This window comes from Streptomyces lydicus, assembly GCF_004125265.1.
Lineage (GTDB): Bacteria > Actinomycetota > Actinomycetes > Streptomycetales > Streptomycetaceae > Streptomyces > Streptomyces lydicus_C.
Genome location: NZ_RDTE01000003.1, coordinates 4,324,337 through 4,345,863, shown reverse-complemented (window position 1 = coordinate 4,345,863; position 21,527 = coordinate 4,324,337). Strand labels below are relative to the sequence as shown.

Annotated in this window: 14 protein-coding genes and 3 tRNA genes; 12 read left to right on the top strand and 5 right to left on the bottom strand. The window is 72.7% G+C overall.

The features are described from left to right. Positions 1–94: 94 nt before the first annotated feature. Both D9V36_RS21430 and D9V36_RS42875 read right to left on the bottom strand, forming a co-directional pair. The gene (locus D9V36_RS21430) at positions 95–4,717 is read right to left on the bottom strand and encodes a PAS domain-containing protein (protein ID WP_206739707.1); all 4,623 of its coding nucleotides are present in this window, start codon (positions 4,715–4,717) and stop codon (positions 95–97) included. Positions 4,718–4,909: 192 nt separating this feature from the next. Further along, positions 4,910–5,704, bottom strand: a complete 795-nt coding sequence (locus tag D9V36_RS42875; protein ID WP_129295202.1) for an SSI family serine proteinase inhibitor — start codon at positions 5,702–5,704, stop codon at positions 4,910–4,912. Between the two features lie 242 nt (positions 5,705–5,946). Between D9V36_RS42875 and D9V36_RS21420 the strand changes: the two genes are divergently transcribed. The 3 genes from D9V36_RS21420 to D9V36_RS21410 all read left to right on the top strand — a co-directional run bounded on the left by D9V36_RS21420 (position 5,947) and on the right by D9V36_RS21410 (position 7,299). After that, positions 5,947–6,037, top strand: a tRNA-Ser gene (locus D9V36_RS21420). A gap of 417 nt (positions 6,038–6,454) precedes the next feature. Continuing rightward, a complete protein-coding gene (locus D9V36_RS21415) occupies positions 6,455–7,093 on the top strand; it encodes an HD domain-containing protein (protein WP_129298584.1) in 639 nt (212 codons plus the stop codon). 133 nt (positions 7,094–7,226) lie between these two features. Then, a tRNA-Arg gene (locus tag D9V36_RS21410) sits at positions 7,227–7,299 on the top strand. A 535-nt stretch (positions 7,300–7,834) separates the two neighbouring features. Here the strand turns inward: D9V36_RS21410 and D9V36_RS21405 are convergent. After that, positions 7,835–8,509 carry a hypothetical protein gene (locus D9V36_RS21405; RefSeq protein ID WP_129295201.1) on the bottom strand — a complete coding sequence of 225 codons (675 nt, stop codon included), beginning with the start codon at positions 8,507–8,509 and terminating at the stop codon, positions 7,835–7,837. 165 nt (positions 8,510–8,674) lie between these two features. Between D9V36_RS21405 and D9V36_RS21400 the strand changes: the two genes are divergently transcribed. After that, positions 8,675–8,748 (top strand) — tRNA-Met (locus D9V36_RS21400). 88 nt (positions 8,749–8,836) lie between these two features. Here the strand turns inward: D9V36_RS21400 and D9V36_RS21395 are convergent. Then, a complete protein-coding gene (locus D9V36_RS21395) occupies positions 8,837–9,628 on the bottom strand; it encodes an NAD(P)H-dependent oxidoreductase (protein ID WP_129295200.1) in 792 nt (263 codons plus the stop codon). Between the two features lie 183 nt (positions 9,629–9,811). On the opposite strand from D9V36_RS21395, the gene D9V36_RS21390 reads away from it, so the two are divergent. The 4 genes from D9V36_RS21390 to D9V36_RS21375 all read left to right on the top strand — a co-directional run bounded on the left by D9V36_RS21390 (position 9,812) and on the right by D9V36_RS21375 (position 13,869). Beyond that, positions 9,812–10,846 (top strand): GlxA family transcriptional regulator, encoded by a 1,035-nt coding sequence (locus tag D9V36_RS21390; protein ID WP_241720965.1) that lies wholly within the window; start codon positions 9,812–9,814, stop codon positions 10,844–10,846. A 336-nt stretch (positions 10,847–11,182) separates the two neighbouring features. Then, positions 11,183–12,031 carry a DUF2797 domain-containing protein gene (locus D9V36_RS21385; RefSeq protein WP_431357761.1) on the top strand — a complete coding sequence of 283 codons (849 nt, stop codon included), beginning with the start codon at positions 11,183–11,185 and terminating at the stop codon, positions 12,029–12,031. Between the two features lie 167 nt (positions 12,032–12,198). Next, positions 12,199–12,726: a DinB family protein gene (locus D9V36_RS21380; RefSeq protein WP_129295199.1), complete on the top strand. Its 528-nt coding sequence runs from the start codon at positions 12,199–12,201 to the stop codon at positions 12,724–12,726. Between the two features lie 267 nt (positions 12,727–12,993). Next, positions 12,994–13,869, top strand: coding sequence for an amidohydrolase family protein (locus D9V36_RS21375; protein WP_129295198.1), 876 nt, complete (start codon positions 12,994–12,996; stop codon positions 13,867–13,869). A 161-nt stretch (positions 13,870–14,030) separates the two neighbouring features. On the opposite strand, the gene D9V36_RS21370 is transcribed toward D9V36_RS21375, so the two are convergent. Then, on the bottom strand, positions 14,031–14,600 hold the full coding sequence (locus D9V36_RS21370) for an NADPH-dependent FMN reductase (RefSeq protein WP_129295197.1): 570 nt from the start codon (positions 14,598–14,600) through the stop codon (positions 14,031–14,033). 313 nt (positions 14,601–14,913) lie between these two features. Between D9V36_RS21370 and D9V36_RS21365 the strand changes: the two genes are divergently transcribed. The 4 genes from D9V36_RS21365 (at position 14,914) to D9V36_RS21350 (ending at position 21,359) form a co-directional block, all read left to right on the top strand. Beyond that, positions 14,914–15,705, top strand: coding sequence for a response regulator transcription factor (locus D9V36_RS21365; RefSeq protein ID WP_381648391.1), 792 nt, complete (start codon positions 14,914–14,916; stop codon positions 15,703–15,705). 190 nt (positions 15,706–15,895) lie between these two features. Then, the gene (locus D9V36_RS21360) at positions 15,896–17,593 is read left to right on the top strand and encodes a sensor histidine kinase (protein WP_431357760.1); all 1,698 of its coding nucleotides are present in this window, start codon (positions 15,896–15,898) and stop codon (positions 17,591–17,593) included. A gap of 26 nt (positions 17,594–17,619) precedes the next feature. Then, a complete protein-coding gene (locus tag D9V36_RS21355; RefSeq protein WP_129295196.1) occupies positions 17,620–18,951 on the top strand; it encodes a dolichyl-phosphate beta-glucosyltransferase in 1,332 nt (443 codons plus the stop codon). Continuing rightward, positions 18,948–21,359, top strand: a complete 2,412-nt coding sequence (locus tag D9V36_RS21350; protein ID WP_129295195.1) for a glycosyltransferase family 39 protein — start codon at positions 18,948–18,950, stop codon at positions 21,357–21,359. The genes D9V36_RS21355 and D9V36_RS21350 overlap by 4 nt, the downstream gene beginning before the upstream one ends. Positions 21,360–21,527 lie beyond the last annotated feature (168 nt).

Below are 21,527 nucleotides of genomic sequence, written 5' to 3'. Positions count from 1 at the left end.
CGACGGCGGCGGCAGGGGCATCCGGCCGCCGCCCACCGCGCCGCCCGCCGCGGTCAGTTCAGCTCAGTGCCGCCCATGGCCCACCGCGGTCAGTTCAGTTCGTGCCGATCTTGGCGAGCAGGTCGACGATCCGGGCCTGCACCTCGGCGCTCGTGGAGCGCTCCGCGAGGAAGAGCACCGTCTCGCCGGCCGCCAGCCGCGGCAGCTGCGCCGGGTCCATGTCGGCGGAGGTGTAGACGACCAGCGGCGTGTGGTCGAGCAGGCCGTTGGCGCGCAGCCAGTCGACGATCCCGGCCCGCCGGCGGCGTACCTGCATCAGGTCCATCACCACCAGATTCGGCCGCATCTGGGTCGCGAGGGTGACCGCGTCGGCGTCGCCGCCGGCCCGTGCGACCTGCATCCCGCGCCGCTCCAGCGAGGTGGTGAGAGCGCCCGCGATGGCGTCGTTCTCCTCGATCAGCAGCACCCGTGCCGGGTGGACATCGCTGTCGCGCGGGGCCAGCGCCTTGAGCAGGACCGCCGGGTCGGCGCCGTACGCGGCCTCCCGGGTGGCCTGCCCCAGACCGGCGGTCACCAGCACCGGGACCTCGGCCGCCCCCGCCGCCTGGCGCAGTGACTGCAGCGCGGTGCGGGTGATCGGCCCGGTCAGCGGGTCGACGAAGAGCGCCGCAGGGTACGCGGCGATCTGGGCGTCCACCTCTTCGCGGGAGTTGACGATGACGGGGCGGTAGCCGCGGTCGCTGAGCGCCTGCTGGGTGGCGACGTCCGGCGCCGGCCAGACCAGCAGCCGGCGCGGATTGTCCAGCGGCTCCGGCGGCAACTCGTCGTCCATCGGCATGGGCTGACGGTCCATCACCTCTATGACGCCGTTCGGGCCGTCCAGCGGCTCGGGGCCCTCGCTGCCCTCGTCGGGCGCGGAGATGGCAAAGGCCCGCCCCTCGCCGGCGTCCATCAGATGCGGCTGCGGCTGCGGCGGGGACTGCGGCTGGGCGGGGGCCTGGTGCGGCGCCGGCGGTCCGGGCTGCTGTTGCTGAGGCTGCGGCTGCGGTCCACCGGGGTGCGGACGCGCCTCGGCCGGCATCGACCCGGCGGCCGCGCCCTCCTGTGGCGGCGCGGCGAGCTTACGGCGGCGGCCCGAACCCGCGGACGTACCGCCGGGCGGGGTGCTGCCGGGCGGCGGACTGCCGGGCGGCGTGCTGGCCGGCGGCATCTGTGCGCGCTGCTGGTCGGCGATCTGCTGGGTGAACGGCACGCCCTGCCCGAGCGTGCGCACGCTGAACGCCCGCCCGTGGGAGTGCCCCGCGGCGTGCGCGTCGTCCTCGGCGGCGGGCGGCAGCGGCTGACGGTGCGGGGCGGCGGCGGGGCCGCCCTGCGGGGGTACGGGCGCCTGCCCCGCGGCTTCCTCGGCGGGGCTGGGGCGACCGCGCCGACGGCCGGTGGGGGCGGGGGCGCTGGGCGCCTGAGGTGCACTCGCGGTCGGGCCCGGAGCCGGGACCGGGGCCTGGGCCGGCGTCTGGGCCGGCGTCTGACCCAGGCCCTGACCCTGGGCGATCCCGGGCGCCGTGCCGGTGGCCGTGCCCGTCGCCTCGGCCGGCTCGTTGTGCTGCGTCACCAGCCCCTCCGGGCCCGCGACGAATGTGCCGGACGACTCGGAATCGGCCATGGCGGCCGCCGCCCGCTCCTCGGCCGCGGCCCGTCTGGCCCGTCGCCGGCCGGTCGGCTCGCCCTCCCACTCGCCTTGCGCCGCACCGGAGTTGACGCCCGCTTCCAGCGCGTATTCCGGCTGTCCGCCGGGCATCGCCTGCTCAGGCCCGTTGGCCACCGGCCGGCGCGCCCGACGGCGTCCCGTGCCGGTGGCGTCCTGGGGACCGGCGGTCTCCTGCCCAGCGGCGGCCTCGTGCGGACCGGCCTGCGCGGGCACCTGGTCGGCGGTCGCGGGCAGCGACTGCGGGGTGCGGTCCGCCGCGGCGGGCGGCAGCGCGAAGGCGGTACGCGCACCAGCCTGCTGCTGCGCCCCGGAGGCGGCCGCCGATGCCCGCTCCCGGTCACCCTGCGCGGACCGCTCGGGCGCCTCGGCCAGCGCCCGGCGCGCCCGCCGCCCGCTCGGCGCTACGGGACCGAGGCCCTGCGGCCCGCCCGGAGCCGGTGCCTGACCGGGAACATGCGGCCCGCCCGGAGCCGGGGTCTGTGCCGGAGCCGGAGTCTGCCCCGACGCCGACGCCTGCCCGGGAATCTGCGGACGGGCAGGAAGCGCCCGGGCAGGAACCGGAGCCGACCCTTGAACGGGGACCGACCCCTGAACGGGGACCGACCCCTGAACGGGGACCGACCCCTGCGCGGGAACCGGTCCCTGTGCCGGGACCGGAGCCGACGCCTGCCCGTCGGCCGACGGCATCGCCGCGGGCCCCTGGGGACCGGCCGCCGGCCCGCCCTGCGCGCCCGCCACCGGACCGTGTCCCGGCTGCTGCCCCGGTCCCGAGGTCCGGCCCGTTCCGGCGGGGAGCGCGGGCAGCCCGCCGCCCTCCGTGGCGTCCTGCCGTCCCCGGCGCCGTCCGGTCGGCGGTACGGATTCGGCACCCGTCATGCCCGGCGGCAGCCCCGTGCCGTCCGCCGGCCGGCCGCCGTGCGTACCCGGCGCGCCGTCACCGTGCGGCGGATGAGCCCCGCTGCCGCCTTCCGCCGCCCCGGCACCCGTTCCGCCCGTCCCCGTCCCACCGTCGTCCATGGCACCGTGCGCCATACCGGCCCCCGGACCCGCGCCCGTGGCCGGGCCGCCCGGGTGCGTGCCGTGCTCCGTGCCCTGCTCCGCGCCCGGGTGCCGCGCACGGCGACGGCCGGTCGGCTGTGCCCCGCGCGCCTGCTCCGGCACCACGACGCCGCGCTCCGCGCCACCGCCACTGCCCCCGAGAGGCCCACCGGACCCACCACCGGTCCCACCGGACCCGCCAGGACCACCGGAACCGCCAGGCCCGCCAGACCCACCCGGGCGACCCTCGTCGCCGCCCTCGTGGCCCTCGCCGCCCGGCCCCTGATCGCCCTTGCCCGAGCCTTCGCCGGTATCCGCGCCCTCGCCGGTGTCCGCCGCATTGCCCCGGGTGCCCCGCGCATGGGCAGCCGGAACCGGCATCACCGTCGTCTCATTGCCGGTCGGCCCGTCCGCCCGCTCCGCGCCGCCCGTCGCGCCGTCCACCGTCGTGCCGTCCGCCACCACCGGCAGCTCCAGCACATACGCACTGCCGCCCGCACCGGGCCCGCCGCCGGGCACCTCGTGCGTCTGCATCAGCCCGCCGTGCTTCCGCACGATCCCGCGGACGATCGGCTCATGGACCGGGTCACCGCCGTCGAACGGCCCGCGCACCTCGATCCGTACGACATCACCGCGCTTGGCCGCCGCCACCACGATCGTCGAATCGCCGGGAATCGGCCCCGAACGCCCGCCGACGGCAGCCTCACCGGCCGGCATCCGGCCCGTCGAGTCCACCCCCGCGACATCCGCGATCAGATGGGACAGCGCCTGGGCGATCCGCTCCGCGTCGACCGTCGCCTCTATCGGCGGCGCATGCACCGCGAACTGCGCCCGGCCGGGACCGATCAGCTCGATCGCGCCCTCGACCCCCGCCGCGACGACCCCGTCCAGCGAAACCTTCGTGCGGTTGAGCTTCTCCTTGCCGGAGTCCAGCCGCTGATAGCTCAGGACGTTGTCCACCAGCGTCGTCATCCGGGCGTGGCCGGCCGCGAGGTGGTGCAGGATCTGGTTCGCCTCGGGCCAGAGCTGGCCGGCCGGGTCGGAGGCGAGCGTGCCCAGCTCGCCCTTCAGCTCCTCCAGCGGCCCGCGCAGCGCCTGGTCGAGCACCGCCAGCAGCTGGGTGTGCCGGGCCGCCAGCGAGTCGAACGCCCGGCGGTCGGTGAAGGTCATCACCGCACCGACGAGCTGATCGCCGTCCCGTACCGGTGCCGTCGTCAGATCGACGGGCACCGCCCGCCCGTCCTTCGACCACAGCGCCTGCCCGCGCACCCGGTGCTTGCGCCCGGACTTGAGGGTGTCGGCCAGCGGGGTGTCCTCCCAGGGCAGCGCCGAGCCGTCCGCCCGCGAGTGGTGGATCAGCGGGTGCAGCTCCTTGCCACCCAGCTCGCTCGCCCGGAACCCCAGGATCTGCGCCGCGGACGGATTGACGAGCACGACCTTGCCCTCGGCATCGACCCCGACCACACCCTCGGCCGCGGCCCGCAGGATCATCTCGGTCTGCCGCTGCTGGCGGGCCAGCTCGGTCTCGGTGTCCAGCGTCCCGGTCAGGTCACGGACGACGAGCATCAGCAGCTCGTTGCCCGTGTAGCCGTTGCGGTGATCGGCGTACGCGGCCTCGAAGGCGGACTCGTACGGGGTGCGCCCGTCCTCCAGGTTGGCGCTGGTCACCTCGACCAGCAGCTCGGTCCCGTCCGTCCGCCGCGCGACCATGCGGGTCGGCTTCGTCCGGCCGCCCTCGGAGTCCTCGTCCCGGCGCCGCATGGAGCCCGGGATGCGCTTGGAGTCGAAGGAGGGCAGCAGATCGAGCAGCCCGCGCCCCACCAGGGCCGTGCCCGGCGCCTCGAAGGTCTCCAGCGCGATGGAGTTGGCATTGACGACCGTGCCGTTGCAGTTGACGAGCAACAGCGCGTCGGGGAGGGCGTCGAGTATGGCTGCGAGGCGAGCAGCGCCTCGGGATGGCCTGCTGCTCACGACGACGCTTCCTCCCTGTTACCGCACCTTGCCGACCCACCGTGGCGGATCGCTGGAATGGAGTCTACGGGCACTTGCCCCAGGCGCGGAGGCGGATGACGAGGAGGTAATGCCACGGCCTTGTGCGACTCACCGCACGCCCGACATGTGCCCCTCATCCTGACCTGGCGCGCTACTGGGGCACGAACCGGGTCAGGAACTGGTCGACGGGAGCAGGGGTTCGAACCGGCCCCAGCGGTTGATCTCACACCCATTGGTGCGCCGGAAATCCGCGTTGACGGGCCGTCCCGCCCAGGTCCCGGTGACATGCGCGGTGGCCGGGCCGCCGTACATCATCGTGCAGTTCATGCCCTGCGGCACGGGGGCGAAAGGGTCTTTGCCCCACTTCGTCATCCCGTCCAGCTTGGCGCAGGCGCCCTTGATGTGACGGTGGTTGCCGCCGCCCGGGTGGCAGTACAGCTCGAAGGTGCCGTTGGTGGCCGCCGAACCGGAGTCGTGGACGGTGACGGTGAGGTGGTCGGCGGGGGTGCGGCGGGAAGCCGGTGTGCCGTGACCGGGGGGTGTGCTGCGGCCGGGGGACAGGTCGTGGCCGAGCGGCGCGTTGTGGCCGAGCGGCGCGTCGTGACCGGCAGAGGTGGTGCGGTGATCGAGCGGCGCGTCGCCCTCAACGGGTCTGCCGTGATCAACGGGTCTGCTGTGCTCGGTGCGGCCGGGCTCGGTGCGGCCGGGCTGAGCGGCGGCCGTGTGGTGCCCCGCGCCCGTGATGCCGCCCCCGGACCACCCGGACCAGTGGTGCCGCAGCGGGATGGGGGCGGCCGACGCGGCGGGCACCGCCAGGACCAGCGCCGCGCTGACGGAGACGACGGACACGGCGGCGGTGGTGGACACACGGCCGACGGCGGCCGTGGTGGCGGCCAGGCGGGTCACGGCCGTGGTGGCGGCGCTGGCGGCCGCGGAGAAGAGTGCTGACGTCCGGCGGTGCGGCATCACAGGCTCCAGGAGGCGAGTGCGGGGCGGTACGCGGCACGTACACGCCGGGGGCGCACGACGACGCGAGCCGCCACGGGCCCCGACACTTCTAACGCGCTGCCGCCCCCGACGTTGCGCTGCAGGAACGTCTTTGCTCGCGGGCCCGCGCGCCTAGTACCGTAGGGGGCGATTGGTGACAGCCCTGGGGGCTGTGCCATCATCTGGACACACCACAGCGTGCCTGCACGCGTGGGGTGTGTGGAGGCGTCGCCTAGTCCGGTCTATGGCGCCGCACTGCTAATGCGGTTTGGGGCTTACCCCCCATCGAGGGTTCAAATCCCTCCGCCTCCGCTCTTCTCCGTTCAGGCCCCGGTCCTCACCGACCGGGGCCTGAACGCTTTTCCGCGCTTCCTCAACGCTCTTCCAGCCCCCCCGCGAAGCGACTTTCTCTCCGCAGAGGCAATCCGCTCCCCGCACCAGCGGAGTGATCTTTCCTTCCCCGCAGCTCCTTCACGCGGCACCCGGGCCACCCGCCAGGAGCGAATCACGCCCCGCCACGCCTGCCAGCCCGTCCGCTCGCCTGCCAGCCGGAGAGGCCGCTACGTGTCGCCGCCCGCCACCTGCCCTCCCCCGACCCTCCAAGGGCAACATCCAGGCCAACCGGCTCCCGCGTACTGGGCGACGGCCGTCCCTCCACGCAACCCTGGACCCATGACACCTCAAGACCGCTCACCCGCGTCGGCCACCGGCTCCGCCATCGGGGCCGCCATGGGGTCCGACATCGGAGGCATCCCGCTCCCCGACAGCCGCCTGGCCCGCGAAGCCACCGAACTGATCCGCGATGTCACCGACGACCTGATCTACCACCACTCCCGCCGCGTCTACCTCTTCGGCGCCCATCACGGCCGCCGGCACGGCCTGGCCTTCGATCCGGAGCTGCTCTACGTAGGGGCGCTCTTCCACGACCTCGGCCTCACCGAGAAGTTCCGCACCTCCCAGCAGCGCTTCGAGCTCGACGGCGCCGACGAGGCCCGCGCCTTCCTGACCGCCCGCGGTATCCCCGAGGACCGCGCCCGCCTGGTCTGGGAGGGCATCGCCCTGCACACCACCCCGGAAATCCCGCACCACATGGCCCCGGAAGTGGCGCTCGTCACAGCCGGCGTCGAACTCGACGTCCTCGGCATCGGCTACGACACCCTTCCCCCGGAAACCCGCGAGGCCGTCGTCGCCGCCCACCCGCGCCCCGACTTCAAGCGCCGCATCCTCCACGCCTTCCACGCCGGCCTGGCCCACCGCCCCCAGACCACCTTCGGCAATGTGAAGGCCGACGTCCTGGACCGCTTCGAAGAGGGCTACACCCGCCCGAACTTCGTCCGGATCATCGAGGACTCCCCCTGGCCCGAATAGCCCCCCGAACCTCCCCAGAGGTGCGTTTCCGCAGGTCAGAGGTGCTGCGAGCAATGGATTTCGCCCCACGGCGCAGGTCATGTAATGTTGTTCCCGCAACGCCGACCGGCAAGAAAAACCGCCGGAAAGCCAAGCGCTCGTAGCTTAACGGATAGAGCATCTGACTACGGATCAGAAGGTTGCAGGTTCGAATCCTGCCGAGCGCACAGCAGATCAAAGCCCCCGCCGGGTCACCCGGACGGGGGCTTTGTCGTGCCGTACAGCAGTGAAGTGCAGCGAGCTGGTCATCGCGTACGCGTGGTCCGGTTGTCGACACGCGAACAGCCGAATGGCTCTCCGTTCTGCGCGGATGCGAAGGGCGTGGGTGAGTCGGGGGATTGGGAGAGCCGGGCCGGGCTGATGGTCCCTTGCCGGCCTTGAAGCCGTTGGTTCGAACTTGATCGGCTGGCCCCATGGCTACGGGGCCAGGGGAGTACGACGAGGCGATCCCGTTGCCGGCAGTCCATCGGGGGAAGATCGAGCGGGTTCTCAGCCGGAGCCAGGCCACTCATGCCGGCCGGCCGTTCGCGACACTTCGGCGAGCCCTGGGCGCGGCGCTGGGCGATGAAGGCGCCCAACGGGGCGTACCGCAGGTCATCGATGGGTTCGCCCGGCGGAACTCTGAGGGGACGATCACCTCCCGCCCTGACATCCGCACATGTGCAGCTCGGGTCGGTTGGACAGCGGAGGGGAGCTGGCGTCTCAGTGGGGTGGGAGGGCGATGAGGCCGGTGAGTTGGTGGCGGACGTGGGTGGCCGTCCGGGAGGCGTCGACGTGGGCTGTGTCCACGGTGAGGACGTTCCAGGGGGTGGTGGCCAGGAGGCGGTGGGTCAGGGTGGTTTCGTGGCGTAGATGGGTGGCGGCCGAGGTGAGGTCGTGGACGGAGCGGGTGCCGGGGGAGGCGGCGAGTTTGGTGACGTACCAGTTGGCCCAGTCGGGGCCCTCGCGGGTGAGGGCGCGGTGGAGGGCGGTCGAGGGGTCGTCGTGCAGGTAGACCACGGTCACCCGGGTTGGTTCGACTGCGCTGGTCAGCTCGTGCAGGACCTGGGTGATGGAGGGCTCGTCGTGGCCCCAGGCCACCAGGGAGGGGATGAAGGGGAGCAGGGCGTCGGTGACCAGGACGTCGATGCCGGCGGTGCGGGACTCGGCGAGGTAGGTGCGGGTGGACTCGATCAAGGTCTCGGGGCGGACGCTGTGGTCGCGGTCGGCGAATTCCTCGGCCACGGGGCGGAAGGCGGGGCGGGTGAGGATGTCGGCCTCTTGGAAGTGGTCGACCGTTGCGCCCGTGCCCTTCAGCCAGGCGGCCAGGTGCTGGCAGAGGGTCGACTTTCCTACGCCCGGGCTGTTGCCGATGACTGCTATCAGGTGCTTCGTCATGGCGGCAGCCTGGCATGGGGGAGGGGGAGGGGGAGGGCATCTGTTTTGGGCCTCAAGTTGGTTGTCTCAGTGGTGAGTTGAGCGAGGGACGGCATGGGTGCGGGGTGGTGGTGGGGGAAACGATTAGGCATTGGTGGGGGAGTGGCGTAATGTTCAGTTCACCGACGCGGGGTGGAGCAGCTCGGTAGCTCGCTGGGCTCATAACCCAGAGGTCGCAGGTTCAAATCCTGTCCCCGCTACTGATAGCCGCAGGCCCAGTGGAATTTTCTTCCACTGGGCCTGCGGCTTTTGTGCGTGTGGGGGCGGGTGGCGTCTGGTGGGTGCGGTTCAGTCGTGAGCCGGTGGGGGTGGGTCTGTGTAGTGGGCGGCCGGGCCGGTGTGGGGGTGGGCCAGGTCGGGGTGGAGGAGCAGGTCGTCGTCGTAGTCGCCGTTGTTCTGGTGGCGGAAGGGCAGCGGCTCGGTGGTGGGGAGGGTGTGGAGGCGCTTGCGCAGGCGGGTGGCGGCGGTCGCGTAGGCGGTGGGAGTGGTGCGGTCCGCGCCGGGGATCAGGAGGGGCGGGACGACGGAGATCCCGGTGTACCAGAGGGTGCCGTGCTGGAGGGGGAAGAGGAGGTCGTTGAGGTCTCCGTTGACGCCGCGCGGCCCGAGGGTGGCGGCGCGGGCGCCGGCGGTGGTGATGACCATGGCGCGCTTGCCGGTGAGTCTGCCGTCGCCGTAGCGCCGGGGGCGGCCGGTGGCGGGGTCGGTGAGGCCGAAGGCGAAGCCCTTGACGAAGACGCGGTCGAACCAGCCTTTGAGGATGGCCGGCATGCCGTACCACCAGAGCGGAAACTGGACGATCAGGGTGTCCGCCCAGGTGAGTTTCCGCTGTTCGGCTTCGATGTCGGGGCTCAAGTGGCCGTTGGTGTAGGCGTGTTCCGAGGCCGTGCCGATCAGGAGGCGGTCGGCCGGGTCGTGGTCGTAGTCGGCGGCGTCGACCACCGGGTTCCACTTCATGGCGTAGAGGTCACAGACGCGGTACTGGTGGCCGTGGGCGTCGAGGGTGCGCAGCCCCTCGGTCAGGAGGGCGCCGCTCAGGGAGCGCTGGTCGGGGTGGGCGAACAGCCAGAGGACCTTCATGTCCCCCACTGTCCCGGGAGCGGTGGGCGGCATACGAGTGGCCCGATGGTCATGGTGTGCAAGGATCGGGCCATGGGTGGCGCGGTGGAGAGCGGTAGTGGGAGTAGAGGTGGCGGCCGTGGAGGTGGCGGCCGTGGCAGTGGTGGGGGTGGGGAGATGCGGGGTGCTCCTGGGGGTCGGCGGATGCACCGGGTGGCGGTGCTGGTGCGGGACGGGATGCTGCCGATCGAGGTGGGGATCGTGCACCGGATCTTCGGGGAGGCCCGGTCGGCGGGTGGGGAGCGGCTGTACGAGCTGATGACCTGCGCCTTGGAGCCGGGGGAGGTGCGTACGGACACGGATTTCACGGTGAATGTCGCGCACGGGCCCGAGGCGCTGGCGGCGGCCGACACCGTGGTCGTGCCGGCGTCCGGGGCGGACTACGGGTCCGGGGCGGACTACGGGTGCGGGGAGGGCGGAAGTGCGGGGCGGCTGAATCCGGCGATGGCGGCGGCGCTGGGCCGGATCCGGCCCGGGACCCGGATCGCGTCGATCTGTACGGGGGCGTTCGTGCTGGCCGCGGCCGGGTTGCTGGACGGGCGGCGGGCGACCACGCACTGGCGGTCGGTGGAGGACTTCCGGCAGTTGTTTCCGGCGGTCGAGCTGGATGCGGATGTGCTGTACACGGATGAGGGGGAAGTGCTGACCGCGGCGGGGGTCGCCTCCGGGATCGATCTGTGTCTGCACATGGTCCGGTGCGACCACGGGGCGGCGGTGGCCAACGATGTGGCGCGGCGGACCGTCGTGCCGCCGCACCGGGAGGGCGGGCAGGCGCAGTACATCCGGCGGCCGGTGCCGGAGCCTCAGGTGTCCTCCACGGGGGTGGCGAGGGCCTGGGCGCTGGAACATCTGGACCGGCCGCTGAGCCTGCGGGAGCTGGCGGCACGCGAGTCGATGAGCGTACGGACCTTCACCCGGCGGTTCCGGGACGAGGTCGGGGTGTCGCCGCTCCAGTGGCTGACGCAGCAACGGATCGAGCGCGCACGGCAGTTGCTGGAGGAGACCGAGCTGACGGTGGACCGGATCGCGGCGGAGGCGGGCTTCGGGACGGCGGCCTCGCTGCGGATGCATCTGCAGGCGGCGCTGGGGGTGTCGCCGCGGGCCTATCGGAGGACGTTCCGGGGGCCGGGTGGCGGGGACGCGGATGAGGGCGGGGACGGAGGCGGAGGCGGGGGCTGAGGCTGAGGCTGAGGCGGAGGGGGAAGCGGGGGTGGGCTGGTGGCGTGAGGCCTGCTGGGGTGCGGGGCCGGGGCTCGTGTGAGGCCAGTCCGGTGAGGTGGGGGCCGAGGGCCCGACGGGCGTACCCACGCCCTCGAAGTGCGGGCCAGCCCGGTGAGGTGGGGACCGAGGCCGCCGGGGACTGGGTGCGGGGGCGTTGTCAGTGGGTGGTCGTACGCTGGCGGTGTGTGGCGATGTACGGGACCGCGCTGGTCGGGTGGCGGGCCGGTGCCGGGACCGGAGGGGCGGTTCGGGCAGCGGCTCGGCTGGTACTGCGCCGAGCGGGGCGAAGAGCGGGTGAGCATGCTCCCCGCGGGCAAGATGCTGGCGTTCGCCGCGCGGGGGGAGCGGCGCTGTCTGGGTGTACGGCGGGGCGCACGTCGGATCGTGTGTCCGTACGGCGCGGTGCTCGACGGTGCGAGTGCCAAGGATCAGTGCGCCCGGTGTGCCCAGTTGGACCGGTCGCGTTCGGTGGCCGCGGACACCATGGCCGATGATCCGCGTCCCTACGGTGTCTACCTCGCGTACTTCGGTCCCGGACTGCTCAAGGTGGGGATCACGGCCGTCGAGCGCGGCCCGGCCCGGCTGGTGGAGCAGGGGGCGGTGGCGTACGCATGGCTGGGGCGCGGGCCCCTGATGGCGGCGCGGCGGGCGGAGGCGTTGCTGGGGAGCGCGCTGGGGGTGCCCGACCGGTTCGGGAAGGCGGCGAAACGGGCGGCTCGCGGGGCGCTGCCCCCGGCGCCGGAACGGGCCGCCGAGCTCGCCCAACTGCAGGGTGCGGCAAGGGGTTTGCCGGGCTGGCCGGAGACGTTGCAGCCGGTGGAGTTCGCCTGTGCGGACCATACGGAGCTGTTCGGGCTCGACCGTATTCCGGGGGAGGTGGCGGAGCTGGGCGGGATGGCGTCCGGGGAGGAGATTGTGGGGGAGGTGCTGACCGGGGTGGGGCCCGATGTGTATCTGCGGCTGGTGGGGGATGGGGCCGGTGCGACGGGCAGAGCCGGTGGGGTGGTTGCGGTGCTGGATGCGCGGGTGTTGTCGGGGTGGGTGCTGGGGGCTGCTGAGGGGCGAGTGACGACGGCGCCGGTGCGGGCCGCGGTGTCCGGGACGGGGGAACGGGAGGAGGGGCGCCAGGAGGGGTTGTTCTGAGGGGCCGGTGTCGGGGGCCGGCGCGGGGCCAGGGCGCAAGAACCTCGTCGACGAGGCCGCCGCCCGTGCGTGGTGAGCGTGGTGGCTGGCGGCTGAACCTCCTGTTGAGCCTTCCCGGATGGGCGATGAGGACACCAGCTGACCTCAATGGCTACTACGGTCGCTCCATGACCGCTTCGTCGCAGAACCCGCCCCCGTTTCTTCCGGGCGAGCCCGGTGAGCTGCTGTACGCACTCGCGGAGCAGCGGACGTTGCTGCTGATCACCGCGCGCGAACTCACCGACGCCCAGGCCGCACAGCGTGCGACCGTGAGTGACCTCACCCTGGGCGGGATCGTCAAGCACCTCACCCGGGCCGAGCAGGTGTGGACGCAGATCATGGTCAAGGGGGACGGAGAACTTCCGGAGGGAATGCTCGACTTGGAGCAATACCGCATGGTTGAAGGCGACACGCTGGCTGGGCTGCTGGAGCAGTACGCCGCTGCGGCCCAGAGGACCGAGGAGTCAGTGGCCGCCCTGCCGGACCTCGGCTGCAGCGTGCCCCTCCCCAGGACTCCGTGGTCCCCGCCAGAGACCGTCCACTGGTCTGCACGCCGGATCCTGCTGCACCTGATCAGGGAGACGGCCCAGCATGCCGGACACGCGGACATCATCCGGGAAGCACTCGATGGGGCGAGCACCACGGCTCAACGGTGATCGCCCCACGGCCTGGCGCTTCGAGTGGTTCCGACACCACCGACGCCTGGTGGCGGGTGGGGAGTGCGCGTTCCGTCGGCTTGCGGGGCCTGAAGGGCTTCCGGGGCTTGCCGGGGCTTGCTGGGCTTCCGGGGCCTGCGGGGCTTGCGGGGCTTGCAGGAAGGCGGATGATGGGGGGTGTTCCGGGTTGGGTAGGGGCGGGGGTCCTGGTTGCGGGTGCAGTGGCCAAGGCCGTAGTGGTCAAAACCGTATGGGGAGGGGCCCGGCGTGGCGGAGGGTGATGAGCGGGTCGACGCGTTCTGGCGGGAGTTGGGGCTGCCGGGGCTGATCGATGTCCATACACACTTCATGCCCGAGCGGGTGATGGCGAAGGTCTGGGCGTACTTCGACGCGGCCGGACCGCTGGTGGGCCGGGCGTGGCCGATCTCGTACCGGTTCGAGGAGGACGAGCGGCTGGCGGTGCTGCGCGGCTTCGGGGTGCGGGCGTTCACGTCGATGGTCTATCCGCACAAGCCGGGTATGGCGCAGTGGCTGAATAGCTGGGCGGCCGACTTCGCCTCCCGTACGCCGGACTGTCTGCGGACCGCGACCTTCTTTCCGGAGGACGGCGCCGCGGCGTATGTGCGTGACGAGCTGGCCGGCGGGGCGCGGGTCTTCAAGGCGCATGTGCAGGTGGGCGGTTACGACCCCACCGACGCACTGCTCGACTCCGTATGGGGTGCCCTCGCGGAGGCCGGTGTGCCGGTGGTGATCCACTGCGGGTCGGATCCGGCGCCGCGCAAACACACCGGGCCCGAGCCGATCGGGCGGCTGCTGGCCCGCCACCCCCGGCTGCGACTGATCATCGCGCACATGGGGATGCCGGAGTACGCCGATTTCCTGGACCTTGCGCAGCGCTATGCGGGCGTGCACCTCGATACGACGATGGTCTTCACGGACTTCTCCGAGCAGAGGGCGCCGTTCCCGCGGGCCGAACACCGCCGGCTGTCCGACCTCGGCGACCGGGTGCTGTTCGGCAGCGACTTCCCCAACATCCCTTATGGCTACGCGCATGCGCTGGAGGCGCTTGACCGGCTGGAGCTGGGCGAGGAGTGGCTGCGGGGCGTCTGTTACGGGAATGCGGCCCGGTTGTTCGGGGTGTGAGGTCCCTCCTGGCGGCGCTGCCTGTTCCCGGGGTGCTCACGGCCTTCACGGCCTTCACGGCCTTCACGGCCTTCACGGCCTTCACGGCCTTCACGGGCTTCACGGCCTTCACGGCCTTCTGAGCCGTGTGCGGGACGCGTTCGGCGCCGCGTTCAGGACCATCAGGGCCGTTCGGACGGGAGTGGGGTGGCGGCTGCGGCTGCGGCCGTGGCTGCCGCCAGATGGGACAGCGCGGCGCGCAGGTCGGAGAGGGTGGCCTCGTCCGTCACGCGTTCCGTAGTGGGGTCGACCTTCGGGCCGATGGCGGGGATTTCGCGGCAGGCAGCCTCGATGACCTCGCCGGTCATCATGCGCAGGATCTCGCGGAGCTGGGCATTGGCGTGGTCGCCGCCGGTGGGGAACGGTGAGGCGGTGATCACCGCGACCGGCTTCGAGACGCATTCGCCGCTGCTGACCAGCCAGTCGAGGGCGTTCTTGAGGACACCGGGGACGCCGTGCGCGTACTCGGGGCTGACGACGAGCAGGGCGTCGGCTGCCGCGGCCTCGGCACGCAGGGCGGCGACGGGTGCGGTGGGGGTGGCGTCCTCGCCGTCCAGGTCGGGGTTGAAGTGCGGCAGGGCGCCGATGTCCGCGGTGGCGGTCGGGCCGTCCCAGAAGGCGAGCGCGGAGCGCAGCACCGCCCCGTTGGAGGAGCGCGCACGCAGACTGCCGGAGAGCGCGAGGAGTCTCATGGGGTGACGGTATAGGGGTTTTTGCAGAGCCGTGAACGTGCTGGTCAGGGCCATTGTCAGTGGGGGGTGCGATGCTGAGGGAGTGGTGATCGACCTGGACCGCGCGGGGGGCGGCCCAGGTCGGTCAAGGACCTTGCTCGGCCTCGTTCAAGGGCGTTGACCAAGGGCGTTGACCAAGGGGCTTGGTCAACGGTCTTGGTCAAGGGCGGGGCCCCGTGGGAAGAGGTCCCGGAGGGCGAAGCGCGGGGAATTCTCAGGAGATTCACAGAAAGGCGCAAGGGAGCTCTCACGGGGGCGGATCAGGGTCACGGGCATGACCGTGACTTCGTCGTCCCAAGCGTCGTTTCGTATCCCGGCTACTGCCTCGTCCTCCAGGGGCGCGCCCGCGAACCAGCCGGCGTTGTTGCGGCCCGACGGCAGTCCGCTGCGGGTACTGGTCGTGGATGACGAGTCCTCGCTCGCCGATCTGCTGTCCCTCGCCCTGCGTTACGAGGGCTGGGACATCCGCTCGGAAGGGGACGGGGCGGGCGCGCTGCGCTGTGCCCGTAGTTGGCGGCCGGACGCGGTGCTGCTCGATGTGATGCTGCCGGACATGGACGGGCTGACGGTGCTGGGGCGGTTGCGGCGGGAACTGCCGGATGTGCCGGTGCTGTTCCTGACCGCCAAGGACGCGGTCGAGGACCGTATCGCCGGGCTGACGGCGGGCGGCGACGACTATGTCACCAAGCCGTTCAGCCTGGAAGAGGTGGTGGCCAGGCTGCGGGGGCTGCTCCGCCGGGCCGGGGCGGCCGCGGCCCGGAGCGAGTCGCGGCTGACGGTGGGCGATCTGGTACTCGACGAGGACAGTCATGAGGTGTGGCGGGACGGGCAGGAGATCCATCTGACCGCCACCGAGTTCGAGTTGCTGCGCTATCTGATGCGCAATCCGCGGCGGGTGCTGAGCAAGACCCAGATCCTCGACCGGGTCTGGAGCTACGACTTCGGCGGCCAGGCCAACGTCGTGGAGCTGTATATCTCCTACCTGCGGCGGAAGATCGACGCGGGGCGGACGCCGATGATCCACACCCGGCGCGGCGCGGGCTACCTCATCAAGCCGGGCGGGTAGGCCGGTGCCGAGAACGCCAAACCCGGCAGTCACGGGCCCGACCGGTCCGGATGCGCCGGCCGGCCCGGCCACCCCGGCTACCCCGGCCCCCTCGGCCACCTTGGCAACCCCAGCCATCCCCGCAAGACCGCCCACCCCGGCCCCCATCCCCACCCCCCGCCGCCGCTGGTCGCTCCGGACCCGTCTCGTCGTGTCGGCGGTGGCGCTGATCGCTGTCGTCGGCGCGGTCATCGGCACGGTCACGAGCATTGCGCTGCACGACTATCTGCAAGGGCAATTGGACCGGCAGCTGCTGGCTTTCGCCCTCCATGCCAAGGAGCCGCGGCCGCATGACCCACGGCGTATGCCGGGGCTGGACTTTGTGGCGATGGGTGGTCAGCCGCTGAAGACGGTGGGGGCGCGGTTCGGCCCCGACGGCATGGCCGATGAGGGTGCCATTCTGAGCAATGCGACCAACCGGCTGCCCGAGGACCGGCTGTCGCCGCTGTCGGACGCGCAGGTGGCGGCGCTGAACGTGGTGCCGCGGGACGGCCGGCCGCACACCGCCGAGCTGCCCGGGCTCGGGGACTACCGGGTGGTGTCCACCAGGGACGGCTCGCGCGCGCTGGCGCTCGGTCTGCCGCTCGGCAATGTGCAGGACACGGTCAGCCAACTGATGGTCATCGAGGAATGCGTGACGGTCGCCGGGCTGATCGCGGCCGGTATCGCCGGTTCCACCATGGTCGGCATCGCCCTGCGGCCGTTGCGCCGGGTCGCCGCCACCGCCACCCATGTGTCCGAACTCCCCCTGCACCAGGGCGAGGTGGCGTTGCACGTCCGGGTGCCGGCCTCCGAATCGGACGGCCGGACGGAAGTGGGGCAGGTCGGTGCGGCGCTCAACCGGATGCTGGGGCATGTCGGCTCGGCGCTCGCGGCCCGCCAGGAGAGCGAGACGCGGGTGCGGCAGTTCGTCGCCGACGCCAGCCATGAGCTGCGCACGCCGCTCGCGTCGATCCGCGGCTATGCCGAGCTGACCCGGCGCGGGAGGGAGCAGCCGGGCCCGGAGACCCGGCACGCCCTGGGGCGGATCGAGTCGGAGGCGGAGCGGATGACGGGGCTGGTGGAGGACCTGTTGCTGCTCGCCCGGCTCGATTCCGGGCGCCCGCTGTCGTACGCGACCACGGATCTGTCCCCGCTGGTGGTGGACGCCGTCAGCGATGCGCAGGTGGCGGGGCCCGGTCACCGGTGGCGGCTGGAGCTGCCCGATGAGCCCGCGCTGGTCCACGGCGATGGCGGGCGGCTGCACCAGATCTTGGTGAACCTGCTGGCCAATGCCCGTACGCATACGCCCGAGGGCACGACGGTGACGGCCAGGGTGCACGCTGCCGGTCGTACGGGCGCTCTCCCCGCTGCTGCCGGTGACAGGTCCGGGGCCTTCGCTGCCGGTCGCGCGGCGGCCGCCCCCGCCACCGCCGGTGGTCCTGCCGCGCGGCGTGAACTCGTCGCTCGCGTCGTCGTGCTGGAGGTGCAGGACGACGGGCCCGGTATTCCGGCCGCGCTCCTCCCGCATGTCTTCGAGCGGTTCGCACGGGGCGATGCCTCGCGGTCGCGTGCCGCCGGGAGCACGGGGCTCGGCCTCGCCATCGTGCAGGCGGTGGTTGCCGCGCACGGAGGCACGGTCGGGGTGAGCAGTGTGCCGGGCCGGACGGTCTTCACCGTGACGCTGCCGACGGCGGCGGTTGCCCCCAAGGCGCCTCTCCCCAAGGCGCCTTGCCCGACAGCGCCTCGCCCGACAGTGCACCTCCCGAAAGCGGCTGTCCCGAAGGCGCCCGTTGCCTCGGAGGCACCGACTGCCCCGGGAACACCGTCCGCCTCACAGCCAGGACACAGGCTCAGCACACCGCCGTGACAGCGCGGGCGGCGAATGTCGTAGGCATGACGACGACACAGCCGCCCCGCACACCGCTGGGTTCCCTCCCGCCGCGCGAGCATCTGCGGCTCGGTCAGATCGCGACCGTCCTCGATGTGGTGATCCCGGTCCACAACGAGGAGCGCGATCTGGAGCCCTGTGTGCGGCGGCTGCACGACCACCTCGCCCGCACCTTCCCGTACGGCTTCCGCATCACCATCGCCGACAACGCGAGCACGGACCGTACGCCGGAGGTCGCCGCCCTGCTCGACGACGCGATCGACGAGGTCACGGCGGTACGGCTGGAGCAGAAGGGGCGTGGGCGGGCGCTGCGCACCGTGTGGTCGCTGTCCGAGGCGCCGGTGCTGGCCTATATGGACGTCGATCTGTCCACGGACCTCAACGCGCTGCTGCCACTGGTCGCGCCGCTGATCTCCGGGCACTCGGATCTGGCGATCGGCTCCCGGCTCAGCCGCAGCGCGCGGGTGGTGCGCGGCCCGAAGCGGGAGTTCATCTCGCGGATGTACAACCTCATCCTGCGCGGTTCGCTCGCCGCCCGCTTCTCCGACGCGCAGTGCGGTTTCAAGGCCGTCCGCGGCGATGTCGCCGCGCGGCTGCTGCCGATGGTCGAGGACACCGGATGGTTCTTCGACACCGAGCTGCTGGTGCTCGCGGAGCGGGCCGGGCTGCGGATCCACGAGGTGCCGGTGGACTGGGTCGACGACCCCGACAGCACCGTGCAGCTGGTGCGGACGGCCGCCGACGACCTCAAGGGCGTATGGCGGGTGGGGCGGGCGCTGGCGACCGGCGGGCTGCCGCTGGACCGGCTCGCCCGGCCGTTCGGGGACGATCCGCGGGACCGTGAGCTGTCCGGGGTGCCCGGCGGCCTGGCCCGTCAGCTGGTCGGCTTCTGTGTCGTCGGCGGGCTCAGCACCCTGCTCTACCTCGGCCTGTACTCGGCCTTCCGGCTCGGGGTGGGGCCGCAAGCCGCCAATGCCGTGGCGCTGTTGCTGTCGGCGCTGGCCAATACGGCCGCCAACCGGCGGCTGACCTTCGGGGTGCGCGGCCGGGACCGGGCCGTGCGGCACCAGGCGCAGGGACTGGTGGTCTTCGCCATCGGGCTGGCGCTGACCAGCGGGTCCCTGGCCGCCCTCGCCGCCGCCGGCGGCGACGCCTCGCACGGCACCGAACTCGCGGTGCTGGTCGCCGCCAACCTCGCGGCGACCGTCCTGCGGTTCCTGCTCTTCCGCGCCTGGGTCTTCCCGGACCGGGAGCGGCGCGATGACGCCGGCGGACCGCAGCCGCACCCTTCGCACGATTCGCCCGATCACCACAACCTGACCAGGAGCACCCGATGACCCCGCACCCGCCCGCTACGCCGGCCCAGCCGTCGTACCGGCCCCCGTCCATGCCGCAGGGAGGGCCGCCGGGCCCGGCCGCCGCTTCCCCCGCGGCGCCGGACCCGGCCGCCTCCGCGCGCTGGGCGCGGCCCGCGCTGCTGGCGTTGTTGCTGGTCACGGCGGTGCTCTACCTCTGGAGCCTGTCCGCCTCCGGTTACGCCAACCAGTTCTACTCGGCCGCCGTACAGGCCGGCAGCGAGAGCTGGAAGGCGTTCTTCTTCGGCTCCTCGGACGCGGCGAACTCCATCACCGTCGACAAGCCGCCGGCCGCACTGTGGCCGATGGCGCTGTCCGTACGCCTCTTCGGGCTCAGCTCGTGGGCGATCCTGGTGCCCGAGGCGCTGATGGGTGTGGCGACGGTCGGGGTGCTGTACGCGGCCGTACGGCGCCGGTTCGGTGCCGGGGCGGGGCTGCTCGCCGGCGGGGCGCTGGCCGTGACGCCGGTCGCGGCGCTGATGTTCCGGTTCAACAACCCCGATGCGCTGCTGTGCCTGCTGATGGTCTGTGCGATCGCTGCCGTCCTGCGGGCGCTCGAGGACGGCCGTACGAAGTGGCTGGTGCTGGCCGGAGTCTGCTTCGGTCTGGGGTTTCTCACCAAGACGCTGCAGGCGTGGCTGATCCTGCCGGCTCTCGCCGTCGTCTACGCCTGCTGTGCGCCGGTCGCGCTGCGCCGCCGGCTGGGGCAGCTGGTGCTCGCCGGGGCGGCGATCGTGGTGTCCGGTGGCTGGTGGGTGGCGATCGTCGAGCTGTGGCCGGCGTCCTCGCGCCCGTACATCGGCGGCTCGCAGCACAACAGCTTCCTGGAACTGACCTTCGGCTACAACGGCTTCGGGCGGATCAGCGGCAATGAGACCGGCAGCGTCGGCGGTGGCGGCCGCGGCGGTCACGGCGGTGGCGGCTGGGGCCAGACCGGGATCACCCGGCTGTTCTCGTCCGACATGGGCGGGCAGATCTCGTGGCTGCTGCCGGCCGCGCTGATCCTGCTGGTGGCGAGCGTGTGGGTGCTGTGGCGGGCCCGGCGCGCGACCGATGCCGAACAGGCCGGTCAGCGGGCGGAGTTCCTGGTGTGGGGCGGCGCGCTGCTGATGACCTTCGCGATCTTCAGCTTCATGTCCGGGATTTTCCATCAGTACTACAACATCGCGCTGGCCCCGTACATCGCGGCGCTGGTCGGGATGGGGGCGACACTGTGGTGGCGGCGCGGCGGGCGGAGCGCCGCGCTCGTACTGGCCGGGACGGTCGCGGTGACCGCCGGATGGTCGTATGTGCTGCTGGACCGCTCGCCGGGCTGGCTGCCGTGGCTGCGCTGGACGGTGCTGGCCCTTGGGGCGCTGTCGGTGCTGGGGCTGCTGGTGCCGGTATGGGCCGGGGCGTCGGCGCGGGGTGGAGAGCCGGCGGGGGACGGATCCCCTGTGGGGGACGGCGAGCCGTCGCGGGACGGAGAGCCGGGGAGCCACGGAGCGCCGGAGCGGGCGCCGCGGCGGACGGGCCGGCGCCTCGCGGTGCTGGCGGGCGGGCTCGGGGTGGCGACGGCGCTGGCCGGTCCGGTCGCGTACACGCTCCAGACGGTCAACACGCCCAAGGGCGGGTCGATCATCACCGCGGGCCCCGCGGTGCGCGGCGGCATGGGCGGCCCCGGCGGCCGATTCCCCGGTGGCGGGCGGCGCGGTATGTGGCGTGGCATCAACGGAGCCATGCCGGGTGGCCAGGGCAAGGCCATGGGGCAGGGCATGGGTCCGGGCATGGGTCCGGGCACGGGGGGAGCCCGAGGCAAACATCAGGGCACCGGTCAGGGCGGGTTCCCGGGGCAGGGCGCCGGTGGTCGTATGCAGGGCAGTCGGCAGGGCTTCCCCGGCGGTCAGGGCGGGCCGGGCGGACCTGGCGGCTTCGGTGAGCGGGGTGCCGGGCGGATGGGCGGTGTGGGCGGCATGGGGGGTCTGCTCAACGGCAGCAAGGTGAGTGCCAAGGCCAAGGCGCTGGTGGAGAAGGACGCCGGCCACTACACCTGGGCCGCCGCGGCGATCGGTTCGCAGAACGCCGCGAGCTATCAACTCGCCACCGAGAAGCCGGTGATGGCCATCGGCGGCTTCAACGGGAGCGACCCTTCGCCCACTCTCGACCAGTTCAAGAAGGAGGTGGCGGCGGGGAAGATCCACTACTTCATCGCGGGCGGGGAGGGCGGCCGCGGCGGCCACGGTGGCGGTCCGGGCCGTTTCGGTGGCGGCAAGGGTGGCCCCGGCGGCGGCATGGGCGGCCCCGGTGGCGGCCGGGGTGGCTCGTCGAAGATCACTTCCTGGGTGGAGAAGACCTTCAAGAAGGTCACCGTGGGCAGCGCCACCTTCTACGACCTGACCCGCAAGGCGTAACCCGCAGGGGTGTCCCTCGGGGGCGCCCCGTAAGGGTGACCCGCGACCCGTAAGGGCGTCGGGGGCGTGGGCCGGGGGGCGGGGGCGTAGCCGCGAGCCCGGCCCGCTCCCCCTCCCGCCCCGCGCGGCCGAAAACAAATGTACGGCGTATAACCCTCCCTGTACGGT